Annotated in this window: 14 protein-coding genes; 9 read left to right on the top strand and 5 right to left on the bottom strand. The window is 62.4% G+C overall.

Annotated elements, in window-relative coordinates:
- The 4 genes from DAUD_RS10385 to DAUD_RS10370 all read left to right on the top strand — a co-directional run bounded on the left by DAUD_RS10385 (position 1) and on the right by DAUD_RS10370 (position 4,678).
- Positions 1-2,178: an HD family phosphohydrolase gene (locus tag DAUD_RS10385; RefSeq protein WP_012303112.1), complete on the top strand. Its 2,178-nt coding sequence runs from the start codon at positions 1-3 to the stop codon at positions 2,176-2,178.
- The gene (gene ybeY / locus DAUD_RS12965; protein ID WP_012303111.1) at positions 2,135-3,040 is read left to right on the top strand and encodes an rRNA maturation RNase YbeY; all 906 of its coding nucleotides are present in this window, start codon (positions 2,135-2,137) and stop codon (positions 3,038-3,040) included. The genes DAUD_RS10385 and ybeY overlap by 44 nt, the downstream gene beginning before the upstream one ends.
- A gap of 17 nt (positions 3,041-3,057) precedes the next feature.
- On the top strand, positions 3,058-3,963 hold the full coding sequence (gene era, locus DAUD_RS10375) for a GTPase Era (protein ID WP_242647850.1): 906 nt from the start codon (positions 3,058-3,060) through the stop codon (positions 3,961-3,963).
- A 484-nt stretch (positions 3,964-4,447) separates the two neighbouring features.
- On the top strand, positions 4,448-4,678 hold the full coding sequence (locus DAUD_RS10370; protein ID WP_012303109.1) for a hypothetical protein: 231 nt from the start codon (positions 4,448-4,450) through the stop codon (positions 4,676-4,678).
- 62 nt (positions 4,679-4,740) lie between these two features.
- Here DAUD_RS10370 and adhE read toward each other — a convergent pair whose 3' ends face one another.
- Positions 4,741-7,317 (bottom strand): bifunctional acetaldehyde-CoA/alcohol dehydrogenase, encoded by a 2,577-nt coding sequence (gene adhE / locus DAUD_RS10365; RefSeq protein WP_012303108.1) that lies wholly within the window; start codon positions 7,315-7,317, stop codon positions 4,741-4,743.
- A gap of 291 nt (positions 7,318-7,608) precedes the next feature.
- On the opposite strand from adhE, the gene DAUD_RS11730 reads away from it, so the two are divergent.
- A complete protein-coding gene (locus tag DAUD_RS11730) occupies positions 7,609-8,691 on the top strand; it encodes a VanW family protein (RefSeq protein WP_049752621.1) in 1,083 nt (360 codons plus the stop codon).
- A gap of 19 nt (positions 8,692-8,710) precedes the next feature.
- Here DAUD_RS11730 and DAUD_RS10355 read toward each other — a convergent pair whose 3' ends face one another.
- The 3 genes from DAUD_RS10355 to DAUD_RS10345 all read right to left on the bottom strand — a co-directional run bounded on the left by DAUD_RS10355 (position 8,711) and on the right by DAUD_RS10345 (position 11,837).
- Positions 8,711-10,018, bottom strand: coding sequence for a replication-associated recombination protein A (locus DAUD_RS10355; protein WP_012303106.1), 1,308 nt, complete (start codon positions 10,016-10,018; stop codon positions 8,711-8,713).
- Positions 10,019-10,462: 444 nt separating this feature from the next.
- Positions 10,463-11,047: an ATP-binding protein gene (locus tag DAUD_RS13270; protein ID WP_012303105.1), complete on the bottom strand. Its 585-nt coding sequence runs from the start codon at positions 11,045-11,047 to the stop codon at positions 10,463-10,465.
- Positions 11,048-11,156: 109 nt separating this feature from the next.
- Complete coding sequence (locus DAUD_RS10345; protein ID WP_012303104.1) at positions 11,157-11,837, bottom strand: Crp/Fnr family transcriptional regulator; 681 nt, start codon at positions 11,835-11,837, stop codon at positions 11,157-11,159.
- A gap of 136 nt (positions 11,838-11,973) precedes the next feature.
- Here DAUD_RS10345 and sigI point away from each other — a divergent pair, with 136 nt between their 5' ends.
- The 3 genes from sigI (at position 11,974) to DAUD_RS10330 (ending at position 15,257) form a co-directional block, all read left to right on the top strand.
- Positions 11,974-12,684, top strand: a complete 711-nt coding sequence (gene sigI / locus DAUD_RS10340) for an RNA polymerase sigma factor SigI (RefSeq protein WP_012303103.1) — start codon at positions 11,974-11,976, stop codon at positions 12,682-12,684.
- On the top strand, positions 12,644-13,792 hold the full coding sequence (locus tag DAUD_RS10335) for an anti-sigma factor domain-containing protein (protein ID WP_041570953.1): 1,149 nt from the start codon (positions 12,644-12,646) through the stop codon (positions 13,790-13,792). The genes sigI and DAUD_RS10335 overlap by 41 nt, the downstream gene beginning before the upstream one ends.
- A gap of 349 nt (positions 13,793-14,141) precedes the next feature.
- Positions 14,142-15,257, top strand: a complete 1,116-nt coding sequence (locus DAUD_RS10330; protein WP_012303101.1) for a coiled-coil domain-containing protein — start codon at positions 14,142-14,144, stop codon at positions 15,255-15,257.
- On the opposite strand, the gene mnmA is transcribed toward DAUD_RS10330, so the two are convergent.
- Entirely contained in the window at positions 15,238-16,260 is a 1,023-nt protein-coding gene (gene mnmA, locus DAUD_RS10325; RefSeq protein WP_242647929.1) for a tRNA 2-thiouridine(34) synthase MnmA, read from the bottom strand. The genes DAUD_RS10330 and mnmA overlap by 20 nt on opposite strands.
- 248 nt (positions 16,261-16,508) lie before the next feature.
- Between mnmA and DAUD_RS10320 the strand changes: the two genes are divergently transcribed.
- Positions 16,509-17,669, top strand: a complete 1,161-nt coding sequence (locus DAUD_RS10320; RefSeq protein ID WP_012303099.1) for an MFS transporter — start codon at positions 16,509-16,511, stop codon at positions 17,667-17,669.
- Positions 17,670-17,676 lie beyond the last annotated feature (7 nt).

Here is a 17,676-nt window from a genome sequence, read left to right as displayed (position 1 = left end):
GTGGGTCTGCGTGACCTGGTGGCACATGCCGGGCGCGGCTTGCCGTCCGTTTTCCGCAGTCAGAAGGTCCGCCGGGCGGGTGCGGCCCTGTTTTTCCTGTTGTTTTTGACTCTGATCGTCTGTGTCGATTTCTTCCCGCAGCGGGTGCGCCTGCAGGTGGGACAGGCTTCCCCGAGCACCATCAAGGCTCCGGAAACCATTACCTTCGAAGACCGGGTCAAAACCGAGGAGGCCCGGCAGCGGGCGGCCCAGATGGTGGCCCGGCAGTATGATTTTGACCCGCAGGTCACCGTGGCCGTGCGGGAGGAAATAACGGAAGTCATGTCCGGAGTCAGGCACGCGCAGCAGGACGAGAACAAGAACACCCAGGAGAAGGTCGAGGCGCTGAAACAGGTTATCCCGTTCGCCCTGCCCGCCGATATACTCAACACCCTGGCCGAGGGGGACCCGGCGACCACCGCCGCGGTGGAAAAGGAACTGACCCTTATGGTCACCCGAGCAATGGAAAGCGGCCAGGGAGTGGCCGAGGAGAACCTGGCGGACACCAAGCGGTTGCTGAACGAGGGTATTCGCGACGCCGGCTGGAGCCGGTCGTACGAGTTGCTGGCCCAAAACCTGGTCAATACCCTGCTGCGGCCGAACGCCTTCTACAACGCGTTGCGTACCGAACAACTGCGGCAGGCGGCCATGGACCAGGTGGTGCCCATCCAGTTTACCCTGCTGCAGGGCCAGAAAATTATCGGCGAAGGGGAGATCGTCACCTCCGAGCACCTGGTGAAACTCCAGGCCGCCGGGGTGCTGCAGCCCCCCGTGCCCTTCAAAACTATTCTGGGCACGATGCTCCTGGTGGTGCTCCTGATGGGGGCCGTGCTGTTCTATATCCGGCGCGAGCACCCGGAAATATACGGGAATGTCGGTTACCTTTACATGTTGGGGATCATCGTCCTGACTGTAATGGGGATCGGCAAGGTGCTGGTAGCCACCCAGGTCACGCAGTGGCCCGAGTTCGGCAGTCTGATGGGCTACGGGGTGCCGGTGGCGGCCGTGGGTATGCTGGTGGCGATCCTGCTGGACTTCCGCCTGGCGCTGATCATGGTGGCCGTCCTGGCGGCCCTGGTGGGGGTCATGACGGGGAACGATCTACGCTTCGCCCTAGTCGGGCTCCTGGGCGGGATGGCCGGGGTGTTCAGCGTGTCCAAACTCAGCCAGCGCACCGATCTGGCCCGGGCCGGGGTGTACGTTGCGGTGGCGAACATCGTGGCTATTTTGATGGTCGGCCTGGTGACCGATACGTCCTGGGGCCTTTTGTTGATGTCCGGCCTGATCCTGGGCACGGCCAACGGCCTGATGTCCTCGGTGTTGGCGAACGGGGCGCTGCCCTTCCTGGAGAGTTCCTTCCGGATCACCAGCGCGGTTAAACTCCTGGAGTTGGCCAACCCCAGCCAGCCCCTGTTGAAGCGGCTCCTGCTGGACGCTCCCGGGACCTATCACCACAGCATCCTGGTGGGAAACCTGGCGGAGGCCGGGGCGGAAGCGGTGGGTGCGGACACGATCCTGGTCAGGGTGGGCGCCTACTACCACGATATTGGCAAAATCAGGCGCCCCTATTTCTTTATCGAGAACCAACTGACGACGGAAAACCCGCACGATAAGATTACACCGGGGTTGTCCACTCTGGTCCTGAACGCGCACGTCAAGGACGGTGTGGAGTTCGCCCGGGAATACAAGCTGCCCCAGGAGATCGTGGACATCATTGAACAGCATCACGGGACGAGCCTCATCACTTTCTTCTACCACAAGGCGCTGCAACAGGATGAAAAAAACCTGGTGCGGGAAGAGGACTTCCGCTACGAGGGTCCCAAACCCCAGACCAGGGAAGCGGCGATTATCATGCTGGCCGACACGGTGGAGGCTGCGGTACGGTCGGTTCCCAACCCGACGCCGGGCCAGATCGAGGGTCTGATCCGCAAGGTGATCAAGGACAAGCTGGCCGACGGTCAGTTGGACCAGTGCAACCTGAACTTCCGGGACCTGGAACTGATCGCGACCGCCTTCGGCCGGGTGTTCACCGGTATTTATCATCACCGGATTGAGTATCCTGACAGTAAGGAGATCGAGAGGAGACGGGCGGGAAATGACCGTCGTAATAAACAACTTACAGGACACAGTTCCGGTTGACGAGCACCTGATGGCCCTGATCACCAGAGCCGTGGAGTCGGCACTGGCCGGGGGGGACAGGCGGCGGGTCGAAGTGAGTGTCGCCCTGGTGGATGATGAATACATTCACGACCTGAACCGGCGGTTCCGGGGGCAGGATCGCCCCACCGACGTGTTATCCTTCCCAATGGGCGAAGAGGAACCCGGTGCCGGAGATGAGCCGGGTGTGCTGCTCCTGGGCGACGTGGTGATCTCCCTGCCGGCGGCGGCGCGTCAGGCTGCCGAATACGGTCACGGGCTGGACCGGGAGGTCGCCCGGTTGGCCGTGCACGGTACCCTCCACCTCCTGGGCTATGACCATGAACAGGATGAGGACGCGAGCCGGATGCAGGAACGCGAAGACGCCGTTCTCGCCGTGCTGGGAAAAAGGGGAACAGTCCCCTGGGAAAAGGGGGACAGTCCTCCTTTTTCCGCCGATACCGAACTTGTCGAACGGGCCCTGGCGGCCCGTCAAAACGCCTATGCGCCCTACTCCGGATTCCGGGTGGGGGCGGCGCTCCAGGTCCGGGGTGACCGGGTGTTCACCGGGTGCAACGTGGAAAACGCTTCGTACGGCCTCACGGTCTGTGCCGAGCGGGTGGCCGTGGTTTCGGCCGTGGCCGCCGGGGCCCGGGAATTCACGGCCCTGGCGGTGGCCGGGGACGGAGAAGACCCCGCTCTTCCCTGCGGCGCCTGCCTCCAGGTGTTGAGTGAGTTCGCGCCGCACCTCCGCCTGCTTCTGGCCAACGCCCGCGGCGAGTTCGCAGTGCGGACCCTCCCCGAACTCCTGCCGAAAGCGTTCCAACTCCACCGCCGGGGTGACACCCCGCAGCCGACATCATGAAAGGCCGGAACAACGCAGTGGATCAACCGCCGGAATACCGGTCCGGATTCGTGACCATCATCGGCCGTCCCAACGTGGGTAAGTCCACGCTCTTAAACAGCCTGGTCGGCCGCAAGGTGGCGATCATTTCCGACAAGCCCCAAACCACCCGTCACCGCATCCGGGCCGTGCTGACGAGGGACGACGCCCAAGTGGTGTTCGTGGACACCCCCGGAATCCACAAGCCGAAGCACCGGCTGGGGCGGATGATGGTCGACACGGCCCTGAAAACCCTGCAGGACGTTGACCTGATCCTGTTCCTGATCGAGGCGCACCGGGAGAGCGGACCAGGGGATGACTTCATTCTGGAACGCCTGGCCGGGATACGTACGCCCGTCTTCCTGGTGATCAACAAAATCGACCTGGTCGCGAAGCCTAGGCTTCTGCCGCTCATCGACGAGATGCGCAAGAAGATGGCGTTTCGGGAAATCATCCCGCTTTCTGCCCGGACGGGAGAGAACACTGGTCTTTTGGTCGATTTGGTGATCGGCTGCCTGCCACCGGGACCCCGGTACTATCCGGAAGACGCCGTGTCCGACCAGGCCGAAGAAGTGATCCTGGCCGAACTGGTGCGGGAGAAGGTGCTCCATTTGACCACCCAGGAGGTGCCGCACAGTGTGGCCGTGGTGGTCGAGGAGGTTTTCCCGGGCCAAAAAGGGGTGACGGTGATCCGGGCCGACGTAATTGTGGAGCGGGAATCACAAAAGGCCATCCTGATCGGGGAGGGCGGCCGGATGCTGAAAAGCATCGGGCGGTTGGCCCGGGAGGAGATCGAGAGCCTGCTCGGCATGCGGGTTTACCTGGAACTGTGGGTGAAAGTCAAGCCGAAATGGCGCCAGGACGAACGGCAACTGCACTACCTGGGCTTCAAAAATGCGGACTAGAAAAAAAGGGGCCTGGCCCCTTTTTCTTTCCGGAGGTAAGATTGCAGTCCCCCTCGGGTGTGGCTTCAGCTTAGATTTCGTATGTTTTTGCATATTTATTTACTGTTAAAATTGTTCTGTATTGGAAGGATTAAGCATCCAGGGGGCGAATAATTCCCACATGGCTTGTATGCGCAGCGTACCGATGTGCTGGGCCTGTGACCGGTTCTGTGAGCCGGCGGTCTGGGAGAAGCCCCGCCCGGTGGCTTACCGGGTAAATCGTGTGCAGTCCGGCCCCGGCAGCGGCCGGGGATGCGGTTTCACATTACAGCGAGAACTGTTGCTCCTCCCAAAAGACACGCCAGCGGTTTCAGAAGCGGTTGGTTGCCGGGTGCGCTGCGTTTTTTTGGTTCAAGCAGGAAAAAGGGCGCACCCGGCGAATTACCATTTTGTATACCCCGTGTCAGCATAGCACTTCCACACCGGCAAAGGGGGTGGGCCTTAGATGGGGAGCAGGGTGGACGGGGGCCACATGTGGGCGCTGAAGGAGTGCCTGCGGCGGGCGCTCAACGATATGCAGGGAAATGAGATCAAGGAACATGTGCGGAAGCACTACCGGACCTTGTGCGAGAATTTCAGTGTGTCCTGTGATCTGGACCCGGAGATTATCGACGCCTGGGTGGAGGAACAGTGGAAGCTCTGGGCGAACTCCCTGGAGAAAGAACAGATCCGGTAGAGATCGGTTCACTGACTGGCTTCCTCGAAACCCCACTCGCCGGTGGCGGCGGGTGGGGTTTTTCAATAGGCCCGGCGGTAAAGTGCAATCAGTTCGGAGATCAGGGGCTGGCGGGGGTTGGTCACCGTCGTCTGATCTTCATAAGCCTTTTCGGCCAGCAGGGCCAGCCGGGCCTCGAACCGGTCCCGCGGCACGCCGCAGGCGGCGATGGTCGGGGGCAGGTCAAGTTCCGCGATCAGGCGCCGCACGGTTTCCGCCAGGCCGGCCGACCCCTCTGCGGCGGTTGACGCTGGGAGCCCCAGGTGCCGGGCGATTTCCTGGTAACGCTCCGCGGCCCGGTAGTACCCGTAGTTCGGATAGGAGGCGTACTTGGCCGGTACCTCCGCGTTATACTCAATCACGTGGGGCATGAGCACGGCGACGGCGCGCCCGTGCGGAAGGTTGAATTCGTTTCCGAGCTTGTGCGCCAGGCTGTGATTGACGCCCAGAAAGGCGTTGGTGAAAGCCATTCCGGCCAGGGTGGCGGCGGTGTGCATTTTCTCCCGGGCCTCGCGGTCGCCGGGGTTGCGATAGGCCCGGGGCAGGTACCGGAAGACCGCTTCAATGGCCTTTATGGCCGGGGGGTCGGTGAAATCGGACGCCCGCACCGAAACGTAGGCTTCTAGGGCGTGGCCCAGAACGTCCATGCCGGCGTCGGCGGTAAGCGCCGGGGGCTGACCCATCGCCAAATCGACATCGACGATGGCCACGTCGGGGGTCAGGGCGTAGTCGGCCAACGGGTACTTGATGTCCCGGTCCCGGTCGGTGATCACCGCAAAGGCGGTGACCTCGGAGCCGCTCCCGGAGGTGGTCGGCACGGCCACCAGCCGGGTTTTCCGCGGCCGCGCGGGCAGGCGGTAAGTGCGCTTCCGGATATCCGTGAATTTTAACTTCAGGTGCTCAAAGCGGACCTCGGGATACTCGTGGAAAAGCCACATTGCCTTGGCGGCGTCGATGACCGAACCGCCGCCCAGGGCGATGATGGTGTCGGGGTTGAATTCCCCCAGACGCCTGGTGCCCCGCCTCACCGTTTCTAAGGAGGGGTTCGGTTCCACGCCGGAGAACACCTTGAGCCGGACCGGTTCGGTCCGGCTCTCCAGGTGCCGGCGCACGCGGTCCACGTAACCCAGTTCGGCGAGCACTTCGTCCGTGACCAGGAACACCCGCCCTAAGCCTGGCATCTGGCTTAAGAGGCTCAAGGAGCCGGGCTCAAAGTAGATTTCCGGCGGCACCCGGAACCACTGGGTTTCGGCGCGGCGCGGCGCGACCCGCTTGATGTCCACCAGGTGGACGGCGCTGACGTTGTCGGTGGTGGAGTTGTGACCGATGTAGCCGCAGCCCAGGGTAAGCGACGGGGTGAGCACGTTGTACAGGTCGCCCAGGGCACCCTGGCTGGCCGGGGAGTTCAAAATGATCCGCCCGGCCGGCACCCGCTGCGAAAAACTTTCAATCACCTCCCGGTCGGCGGCGTGGATCACCGCTGTATGGCCCAGACCTTCGTACCTCACCACTTCCGCGGCCCGCTCGATGGCGGCGCCGGTATCGCCAACCACGTAGAAGGCCAGCACCGGGCTGAGTTTTTCCCGGGAGAGCGGGTGGTCGGGGCCGACGCCTTCCTGCACGGCCACCAGGATTTTCGTGTCCTCGGGTACCTCGAAACCGGCCATGCGGGCAATGTCCACCGGGCTTTTGCCCACGATTTGCGGGTTCAGGGAGCATGTCCGGCCGGCGGTGGCCAGCTGCTCCAGGAGCCGGGTTTCCCCGGCGTTCAGGAACCGGCAGCCCGCGGCCTCCATCAACTCCCTTACCCGGTTGGAAACAGCCCGGTCCACAATCAGCGCCTGTTCCGAGGCACAGATCATCCCGTGATCGAAGGTCTTGCTCAGGATCAGGTCGGTCACCGCCCGCTCCAGGTGGGCGGTCCGGTGAATGTAGCAGGGCACGTTTCCGGGGCCGACGCCCAGTGCCGGGATGCCGGCGCTGTACGCGGCGCGCACCATGGCGGTCCCCCCGGTGGCCAGAATCAGGTTCACCCCGGGGTGGCGCATCAGCGTCCGGGCCGCCTCTACCGTCGGGTCCTCGATCCAGAGCAGGCATTCCGGCGGGGCGCCGGCGGCCACGGCACCTTCCAGCAGGGCCTCGGCGGCGGCGGTACTGGAGCGCCTGGCTCCGGGGTGGAAACTGAACACCACCGGGTTTCTGGTTTTCAGGGCGATCAGGCCCTTGAACAGGGTGGTCGAGGTAGGGTTGGTCAGCGGAATCAGGGCCGCGATCACCCCGGCCGGCTCGGCGATTTCCCGGTAACCGGTTTCCGGGTCCTCGTAGACCACCCCGGCCGTTTTCCGGTCCCGGATACTGTTGTAGACGTACTCCACGGCGTAGAGATTCTTGAGAATCTTATCCTCGTACACCCCACGGCCGGTTTCCTCAACGGCCATCCGGGCGAGTTCCATGTGCCGCTCCAGCCCGGCCAGGGCGGCGGACCGGACGATCTCGTCCACCCGCTCCTGGCCCAGCCCGCGGAACTGCTCCAGCGCGTTCCGAGCCCGAGACACCAGATCGTCGATGTCTTTCTTCACTGCCGCCTGATCTTCGGTCATTTTTCGGCCTCCAGGAGTCAAGTTTTAAGGGAACGCAGTCGGTCTCCAATCTTTGAATAGTCTTCCCTCCCCGACAAAAAACCTACCACTTTTGAATCCGCCTGCGGTTGTTTTTTCGGACCGACTTGGCCATCCGGCTTCCCCCAGTCCCTACGGTAATTTATGGTAAAACTGGTTCTAACCACAGTCTGCCCGCATATTCATATATTTTAGGCGGTTTAAAAGATACCGTATCCATCCGGACATCAGCAAAGCGGGGGTGGTCTAAGAAAAATGAGGTGGTTTCCATTAATGTTTCTGTTGCTCATTACCCTGTTCCTGGCGGGAGTCGGCCCGGCCGGGGCGGCGGTCATGGTGCCGCTCCGTCCCGTCCTCGAAAACCGGGGGATCACGATAAGCTGGGACGGTGAGGCGGCGACCGGCTACTGCTGCGGCCGGCTGCTGCGGGTGGTCCCCGGGCGTGACACGGCTGAGATGGGCGGTAACGAGGTATTGCTGGATGTGCCGGCGGTGATGCTCGGTGGGATGACCTTCGTGCCCGATACCCTGCTTGCCGGTTTCTTGGACTCCCCGCCTCCGGTTGTTGGCTTTCACGCGTTTACCAGGGTGCGGATCGGGGAACAGCTCTGGCTTGTCGGGATGTTGGGTGAATCGCTGGAAGCCGAACCGGAGGACTTCCGAATACCGTCGGACCTCGTTCCAGAGGAACCCGACACGATCATTCCCGAAGCGCCGGGTCCCGCCCGGATCTGGGTGTTGCCCGGCACGGGGGAAGATATGGTCCTGGAAGGATTGGTTTCGCTGATGGGGGCTGAACTCAGTTCAGGTGCACTCGGGTTCACTCTGGCGCCCGGCGCAAGCGGCATACTGCGCGACGCCCTAACGCAGAAGTTGGATTCGGTCACCCTGCCACTCGAACGCCGGATCGGATCTTGCCTGGTGAATTTCAATCCGGGCGGTGGCGACTACAACAACATGTTGAACGCGGTGCAGGCCGCCGCCTACCTGAACGGAATCACCGTACAGCCCGGGCAGGTGTTTTCTTACAACCAAACGGTCGGGCCGCGGACGGCGGAGCGCGGTTTCGTGATCGGTTACGCCATCAGCGGGGATCGGCACGTGCCGGCGCGGGGCGGGGGAGTATGCCGCACCTCCACGGTGCTGTACGGCGCCGTGCTCAATGCCGGCCTGCCTGTCATCGAACGCCACGCGCACACGAGGCCGGTGGGGTACGTGCCCATGGGCCGGGACGCCACCGTTTCCTACGGCACCGCCGACCTCAAATTCCGCAATGATCTTCCCCGCCCGGTCCGGATCAAGGCCGGCGGCACCGTGCGGCAACTGCAGGTGACTCTCTGGGAACTTTGGGGGTAGGAGTCATGCCGGCGCCTGATCAGGTCTTCTTTCTTTCCATTCCCTGGCCGGAAGGGCGATAGTACTTTCGGCCTTTCAATTTATCGGGCAGGTACTGTTGGTCGACGTAGTGGCCCGGGTGGTCATGCGGGTAAAGGTAACCGGTGTGGCCGAGCTTGGCGGCTCCGGGGTAGTGGGTGTCCCGGAGATGGGGAGGGACCGGCCCCGGGGATTTTTCCCGCACGTCGTCCAGAGCGGCCTCGATCGCCCGGTAGGCACTGTTTGACTTGGGGGCCAAGGCCAGGTAGATGATGCACTGTGCGACGGGAATCCGTGCCTCGGGCATTCCGACCGTTTCCAGCGCGTTCCAGGCCGCATGGGCGATGAGCATGGCCCGGGGGTCGGCCAGTCCGATATCCTCGGAAGCGAGGATAATCAGGCGGCGCATGATAAACCGCTGGTCCTCCCCCGCGTAGGTCATCCGGGCGTACCAGTGCAGGGCGGCGTCCGGGTCGGAGCCGCGGATGCTCTTGATGAAGGCCGAGATCACGTCGTAGTGCTGATCGCCCGCCTGGTCGTAACGCACCGCCCGTTTCTGAATCGAGTCCTGGGCCGTCGCCAGATTGATCCGCCGGATCCCGTCCGGGCCGGGCGGTGTTGACATCACCGCCAGCTCCAGCGCGTTCAGGGCGCTGCGGGCGTCCCCGCCGGCTACGCCCACCAAGTGGGCCAGCGCCTCCGGCTCCACCTCCGCCGGGTATTCACCGAGTCCCCGTTCCCGGTCCGCAAGGGCCCGCCGCAGAATTGACTCCAGGTCTTCCGTCGATAATTCCTCCAGCCGGAAGATCCGGGAGCGGCTTAACAGGGCGCCCCGCATCTCAAAATAGGGGTTTTCCGTGGTTCCTCCGATAAAGGTGACGATGCCCTTCTCGATCCCGGGCAGCAGTACGTCCTGCTGCGATTTGTTGAAGGCGTGGCACTCGTCCACAAACAGGATCGTTTTCCGGCCGTGGAACTTCAGGCTGTCCGCCGCGGCTTCGATGACCTGGCGCAGTTCCTTGACGCCGGACGACACGGCGCTGACCGTGCGGAAATTGGACTTGGTGGTCCGGGAAATGATGTGGGCCAGGGTGGTCTTGCCGCTGCCCGGGGGACCGTACAGGATGATCGACCCGAGCAGGTCGGACTCGATCGCTCGTCGCAGGAGCTTGCCGGGACCGACGATATGTTCCTGGCCGGTAAACTCGTCCAGTTCCCGGGGACGCATCCGGTCGGCCAGTGGCCGGTGCGGGCCGTTTTCCAGCACTGGGGAGAAGAGGTCGTCCAAGGGGGTTGCCCACTCTCTCATCAGAATGATGTGTACTTGACCGGGGCGCTGTCTCCCGCCACTGTGTCCGTGCCGGTGGAGCCGAAGGCCGTAGGCCGCACTTCGCACGTCGCCTTCGCACACCCGGTATCCGCCGGCCGAATTTTGCCACCGGCGTCAATAGCACAACGCGGTGACTGCATCGTCAAGTCCGTCAGCTTAAGTGTACCACCCGTGAACGGACCGGTCAAAAAGGGCAAAAATGGCGGGCAGTTTAACGTCTTGCCCAGGACGTACGTAGGCAACCGCCGCCGCAGTGGGCGCAACGGCGTAGGAGCCAACGTTTGCGCAGCACTCCATCGACCCCCATCAGGCTTTTTATATAGCTTATTAGGTTTGAAACTCAGATATGTTCGGTTAACTTTCCGGGGCGTATTTCTGGAAAACATCCGTGGACGCTGGGCTCGTTCGAGGCACGTTTGACAATCAACCCGCCATCAACATAGAATCGGCCAATAAGGAGTTCTCGCCTACCCGGAGAAAAAGCGGGGAGGAATCAGTGTGCGGTTGTATCCGGTGGTCGACGAGGGGACCTGTACAGCGTGTGGGACCTGTGCCGAGGTTTGCCCGGCGGAGCCTAATGTCTTCGAGGTAACAAACGTGTCGCGGGTGATTCACCCGGAGGTCTGCCAGGTGTCCCAAAAACCCCGGGGGAACGGGGATATTCTTGTGCCGTAGAAATTCCAGCGCTTCTTCCAGGTAGTGCGTTTGACCGTGGTCCCGAAGGTGTTCGAGGTGGGCCCGCAGTACGTTTTCGCCGTGGCGGACGATATTTTCCATTACCTTCTTTTCATCATATGGCACTGCATCTTTTTCCTCGACGGTGATGGCGCCCTCGGGGCAGGCGCCCAGACAGGCACCCAGGCCGTCACAAAGGGGTTCGCTCACTAGGCGAGCCTTTCCGTCGATAATCTGCAGGGCCCCTTCGGGACAGTCGGGGACACACAGGCCGCAACCGGTGCACTTTTCTTCGTCGATGGTGATGAGCTTGCGTCTGATTCTCTGCTCCACGGGTGGCCCTCCTTTCCAGGGTGCTTTCTTTATGAGAATAATACCCCGGAAAGGAATGGCCCGCTGTGACGCCGATCACAGACCCGGTGTGGCGTTCGTCACATCCCGTTTAAAGGGTGTCCAGCAGGCGGCGGCGATCGCGGATGATGATTTGCGGGCCCGAGACGTCAATGATCTTCCGGCGGCGCAGGTCATTGAGAGTACGATTAACCGTCTCCCGGGAGGTGGCGGCCAGTTCGGCCAACTCCTGGTTGGTCAGGGCCAGGTTGATCCGTTGACCCTCCGGTCCGGCCGTTCCGTGTTCCTCGGCCAGACGGAGCAGGGTGCTTACCACCCGGCGGGCGGCGTCGTGCAGGGCCAGGCTCATCACCTTTTCCTGGGCGGCCCGCAGCCGTCCGGCCATAATCTTCAACATCGCCAGGGCCAGTCCCGGGCTGCCGGCGATGACCTGTTCCAGGTCCTGATTCCTGATGATCCCGACCCGACAGTCCTCCATCGTTTCGGCCGTGGCCGGGTAGCCGCCCCCGTCGAAAAGCACTACTTCGGCGAACACCTCGCCCGCGTTCACCAGGTGCAGGATGTGTTCCCGGCCGTCCTCAGTCTGCCGGGTGAGCTTGATTCTACCTTCTTTGAGCAGGAAAAGAGCTTCACCCGGTTCCCCTTCCATGAAGATGATCTGCCCCTTGCCGTAACGCCGTTCGTACATCAGGGTCCCGATCTTCTCCAGGTCCCCGGGCTCCAGCCGGGCAAACAGGGGCACCAGGCGCAGTTGCTCCACTGTCTGGTTCACGTCAATCACTCTCCGTTTCTATTCTAACCTCCCAGTCATCCAAAAACTTGATAGTCGTGGAAAATGCACCGATAATATCTTCAGAGAACATTATTGTTTTGCATTGCGGTTTTCTTTCGGGGAGGGGGGCTGGTGGATGCCTGGCGGGGTGGAAGCTGAAAAGGATATCCTGGTCCTGCTGGAAAAAGCGCAGAAAGGTGACCGGATTGCACGTGAGGACTTGATTGCCGCCCACCAGTCCTTCATTGCCGGTTGTGTGGCCAAAGTCGTCCCGCGCCGGGGCGGGATCAGGGATATGGACGAGTACAGCATAGCGCTCCTGGCGTTCAACGAAGCGGTTGACGGGTATGACGCCGGCAGGGGCGCCTCTTTTCACGGTTTTGCCCGGCAGGTGATCAACCGGCGCCTGGTCGATCACTACCGGGCTTCCCGCCGTTTCTCCCCCGAGTTACCCCAGGCGGAGCCACCCGAAGAGACGGTGGAATCTGATTTCACCCTTCCGGAGGACGACGTCCGCGAGGAGATTGAGCGATTCGCCACGCGACTGGGTGAGTTCGGGATCACGCTGGAGGACCTGGTCCGGGAGACGCCCAGGCACCGGGATTCACGGCGGATGGCGATCGGCATCGCCCGCCGCGTCCTGGAAGATCCAGAGCTGCGGGCCGGCCTCGAGCGGAAGAAAAAACTGCCCTTCACTCTTCTGCTCCGGCAGCTGGTCCTTAACCCCAAAACGATCCAGCGGCACCGAAGATACATTATAGGAGTGTACGTGGTCTTGGGTGGGGACTTTCCCCTCCTGCGGGAGTATGTCCGAGGCGCGGAAGGTGGTGCTGAAAGTGGCCGGTAGGGGAGTGGTCTGCCGGGTGAAATCCCGCTCGGCAGTAATTTTGACCGCAGACTTTGAGTTTGTGGAAATCAGGAAACGGCCCGGGATTCAAACCGGGCAGGAGGTCCGGTTCACCGTGGAAGACCTGGTGGAATACCGCCGGCCGACCCGGCTGCTGCTCTTCGCCGCGTCCTTGGTGGCCTTGCTTCTGGCGGCGTTTATGGCCCTGCCCCGTTTCACCTCCGGACCGGTGGTTTACGCGTACGTCGGCATGGAGGTCAATCCGGGAATCGAACTGGCTCTCGACCATTCCCTGACGGTGGTCGGCACAGAGGCATTGAACGCTGACGGTGCCGGACTGTTGCAGGGGCTTGACCTTGTCGGGCTGCCAGCGGTCGAGGCGGTGGCGGTCGTAGTCCGGGCCTGCCGGGAACAGGGTTACCTGGGGCGGGGAGCGGAGGTCAGGCATTTAATGGTGACTACCACCTTCACTGCTGAGGAAGGCGGGGCGGCTTTACAGTCCGAACTGCTGGCGGTCATTCAGGACGAATTGGAGGAAACCGGCGGTCCAACCAGAGTGTACATACTCGACTGTTCCCTTGCGTCCCGGGAACGGGCCCGGCAAGCAGGCCTCTCTCCGGCGCACTATGTTGTCTGGCAAAAAGTCCTGGAAGAAGGGATTGTGCTGGACACGGAGGCCGTCCGGCACGGCAGGCTGCGCGAGGCCCTGGCCCTGAAAGGCCGGGACTACGGGATGGCCGTGGCCGCCGTGGCCACTATGCAGGCCCGGGTAGGCCGGGGCGGGGAAGAGACACAAGTTGACTCCGGTTTGCAGGAGCCGAAAAGTCCTCCTCCGGGTTACGTCCGCCGCGTCGAGGATATGAACGGGTTTCCCGGCAAGCCGCCTGTAGAACCGGGCGGGAAACATGGTGTACCGGTGGCACCGGCGGGTCCCGGTGGATTTCAGGATGATGAGCCTGAGCCTGCGGCGGTTGAAAAAAAGGCCGACACTACAAAGCCTTCGACCGGGCCGGAGGGGAAACGGCCGTCCGGCAGAGATGATGCACACGACAAGCGCGGAGACAACGGTAGCCAGGATCTGCCGATGTCCCCCATACAGCTGCAGTAACTTGGGCGGCGGCCAAGTGAGTCCACGGGATTTATCACTTCGGCGGCTACGCTGACTGTCACAAGCTTCGCTTTACAGTGACGACTCGGAGTCGGCGTTAGCCACCTGCCCAAATTGGCGATTGGGGAAAAGACTCGCCCGGCGAAACGGGACTGAACCTTAGTTTGGCAACAAACGGCCAGGGGCGTGTTAGGACTCTCTGGCTTTTTTGTTGTCATTTCATTTTAACTGGTTCCGGGGCATTTAGGGGCGTGCAAAGGGTTTTTTTAACAGATCGCCAATAATAATAAAACTAATAAGACCGGGTTCTAAAGAGACCGGTTTTTCTTGACCGGGAGTGCGGTTGCCTATGAACTATTGTTTTAAAGTGTTGCTCATCGTCCTCAGCTTGACGGCCTTTCTGCTGTCCGGCGCTTTGCGCGGCGGCTTGCCAGCGGCCGCGGTTCCGGGCCTGGAGCGGCTCAGCCCGACCGAACTCCAGGCACTTGAACGTGAACTCGCCGCCGAGTTGCTCGCTCTCAATTTGCAGATGATGGGGCTGCAGGAGGATCGGGCCCGAGCCGAAGACCGGCTGGCGGAGCTGGCCGAATCCCGGGCGGTGGAAGAGCATAACCTGGCCGCGGCCAGAGCCCGCCTGACGGAGGCACAGGGGCGTCTGGGACAGTGGTTGCGTCACCTGTACGAGGAAGGCCGCCTGCCGATGTTCGCCTTGCTGCTGCAGGCCGAAAGCACGGCGGATTTTCTGTGGCGCCTGGAGTTTATCAGTCTGCTGATTGAACGGGAGGGCGTGCTGGTGAACGAAGTACGCACCCAGAGCGCCGCCATCGAGGAACGTCTGCACCAACTGGCGTTTCTGGAGACCGAAACAAAAACCGCCCGGAGCAGAATCTCGGACCGCCTGATCGAATTGCAGCGGGTGCAGAACCGCAGATCGACGCTGCTGGCCGGTATCCGCGGCCGTTCAAACGAACTGGCGGACCGGCTGTCGGGTCTGGAACGGCAGTGGCAGGAGTCGCTCGCCCCGTTGAGCAGTCTGCTGGGACAGTTGAACATCATCCTGGCCCGAGACGTGCAGCCGGACCGGATCTACTTTCAAGGGCGGAACATGTTGATCGAGGTCAGTTCCCGGACCGTCAACCGGGCCCTGGCCAATGCGGCCGAGGGTACGGGGGCCGGCCTCCGGATCGACATCGACCGCGACGGCATCACGGCCACTAGCCTGGATCCCCAGGGGCGGCCCGGTTTCCGGGTCTTCGGGCGCCTGGTTCCCATTTCCGGTGGGGAGGCGGTGGTGTTCCGCGCGGAAACCGTGCGAATCGACGACCTGGAGATTGACGCCTCAGCGCTGGCTTTCATGGCTGGAGATCAGGGGGCGTTTACGATGGGTGACCGGTTCCGGTTCATGACTCTGACGGACATCACGTACGAAAAGGATAGGATGCGGTTCACCTTACGGCGCAACTGATGATGCCTCCGCCGACCACCCGCTCTCCCTGGTAGAAAACGGCGGCTTGTCCCGGGGTGATTGCCCGCTGGGGCTTCTCGAAAACGACTCGGGCCGCGTCGGGAGGCTGAGGATACAGGCGGGCGGGGGCGGCCTTGGCCCGGTAGCGGATCTGGGCTTCGATGAGGGTGCCTCCGGCGGGCTGCGGCAGGATGTAGTGCACATCTACCGCCAGGAATGCGGTATGCCACAGTTCTTCTTCCGGACCGACAATCACCGCGTTCCGCTCCCGGTTGAAACCGAGCACGAACACCGGCCGGCCCAGAGCCAGCCCCAGCCCCCGGCGCTGGCCGATCGTGTAGAATGGTATGCCCCGGTGCCGTCCGAGGACGTTTCCCTGCCGGTCCACGAAAGGCCCCTCCGCGACCGCCTGTCCGCACCGCCGGCGGATGAACGTCCGGTAGTCGTCCCCCGCTACGAAACAGATTTCCTGGCTTTCGGCCGCCGTGAAGGGGATGCCGGCCGCCCGCGCCTTTTCGCGCACCGTTTCCTTCGTCAAGTCCCCCAGGGGCAGGAGCAGGCGGGCCAACCGTTCCTGGTCCAGGTAAAACAGGACGTAGCTCTGGTCCTTACGGGGGTCGCGCGCGCGCAGCAGGACATACCGGCCCGGTTCGGGTTCAAAACGCACCCGGGCGTAGTGGCCGGTCGCAAAATAATCGGCGCCCCATTCGACCGCTTGACGGAAAAGCGTCCCGTATTTCAAGTCCCGGTTGCAGGCGATGCACGGGTTGGGGGTGCGCCCCTCTAGGTAGGCGGCGCAGAACGGTCCGATCACCCGTTGTTCAAAAAGCCCGCTTATGTCCAGCACGTGGTGGGGTAGGCCCAGGAAAGCGGATACCCGCGCCGCCTCCGCCGCCACCCGGTCGTTCGTGGCCATGGTCAGGGTGAAGACCCGGTGGCCGGCCTCTTTCATCAAAAGGGCGGTGGTTGAACTGTCAACGCCCCCGCTCAGCGCAACCGCCACGGTGGCCAAGTGCACACACTCCTCATTTCAGAGTATTCCACGTTCAAGGCCGGGTGAGAACCGGGCCGCTCCAGGAATTTGCCGGCAATTGTAGAATAGCAGACCAGAAGATCTTCTGGTAGTCATACAACGCAAAAGAAAAAGGTGTCTGACGCCTTTTTGGGACAGTCCCCGCCGATTCAGGCCGGGGTCCGAATTTAAATCCACGGAAGGATCATAATGATAAGAAAAGCGGGGGCGCGTCCATCTTGCGGTCGACTTGGCTGGACCAGGGCCTGATTCTGTTATTCACCGGGTCCTTCATGGTTTTTGTGAACCTGCACCTGGCGTTCATCATAATGCCCCTGTATGTGCTCGAACTGGGGGGCGGCGACTGGACGGCGGCCTGGTACAATACCCTTCTGGCCGGAGCGGCGGTGCTGTTCCGGTTTCTTTTCGCTTCCTGGGTGGACCGGTTCGGGCGCAAGTTTTCCCTGCTGGTGAGCGGATCGGCCCTGGTGACCGCGCCGCTGTTTATTCTGCTGGCCGGTTCGCCGGCCTATTTGTCGTTCATTCGTGTGTTCCAGGCCCTGGGCCTGGCGCTCTACCCGCTGGCCGCGAACACCCTGATCGCCGACCTAAGTCCGGTGGCGCGGCGTGGGACCGTCCTGGGCCTGCAGCGGTTGATCATTATCACCGCCCTCATCACTGGGCCGCCCGTGGCGGTCCTGATTGTCGAGCAGTACGGATTCCAGACCCTGTTTTGGTTGCTTACCATTCTGGGGCTCGCCGGGATGGCGCCGCTCCTGGCCATTCGCGAACCGGTGCGCGCCGGAACCGGGACTCCGGTTCTGAACGGGTTTCAGTTCGTTCTTGCCTCCCGTCCGCTGCGCGTGTTGATCTCGTCGACGGCCGCCTGCGGCCTGGCCTACGGTGTACTGCTCACCTTTCTCCCTTTGTACGCGGTGCGCGTGGGAATCGACAATTTCGGCCTCTATTTCACTGTGTTTGCTTTCAGCGGCCTTGTTTCGGGGGTGGTTGCCGGGCGCCTGTCCGACGCCTTCGGCCGCCGCAAAGTGCTGGTGCCGTCGCTGGCCCTTTTCGGCATGGGCATTCTGTATCTCGGCCTCCCGGCGCCGGGAGCGGTAATGATGGTCAGCGCCGTGGTGGCCGGTATCGGCTACTCGGCCTCACTCACCCTGCTGGTCGCCTGGGTGGTGGATGCGGCCGGCCGTAAGCTGCGCGCGGCTTCCCTGGGTCTTTTTGAAAACGGGATCGACGTGGGGATTACCGCGGGCTCTTTTGCGTTTGGGAGTGTGGTCGCCCTGCTGGGTTTCGGGTTCGCTTTTTCCACCGCCGGCGCGCTGCTGCTGATATTCGCGGTCCTGATCGCCACCCTGGACCGGGGCCCCGTTTCCCAAATCCGTTAGGACAAGC

Source organism: Candidatus Desulforudis audaxviator MP104C (assembly GCF_000018425.1).
Classification (GTDB): Bacteria; Bacillota; Desulfotomaculia; order Desulfotomaculales; family Desulforudaceae; genus Desulforudis; species Desulforudis audaxviator.
The sequence above is the reverse complement of the archived record's forward strand: the minus strand, read 5'-3'. Positions and strand labels throughout refer to the sequence as shown.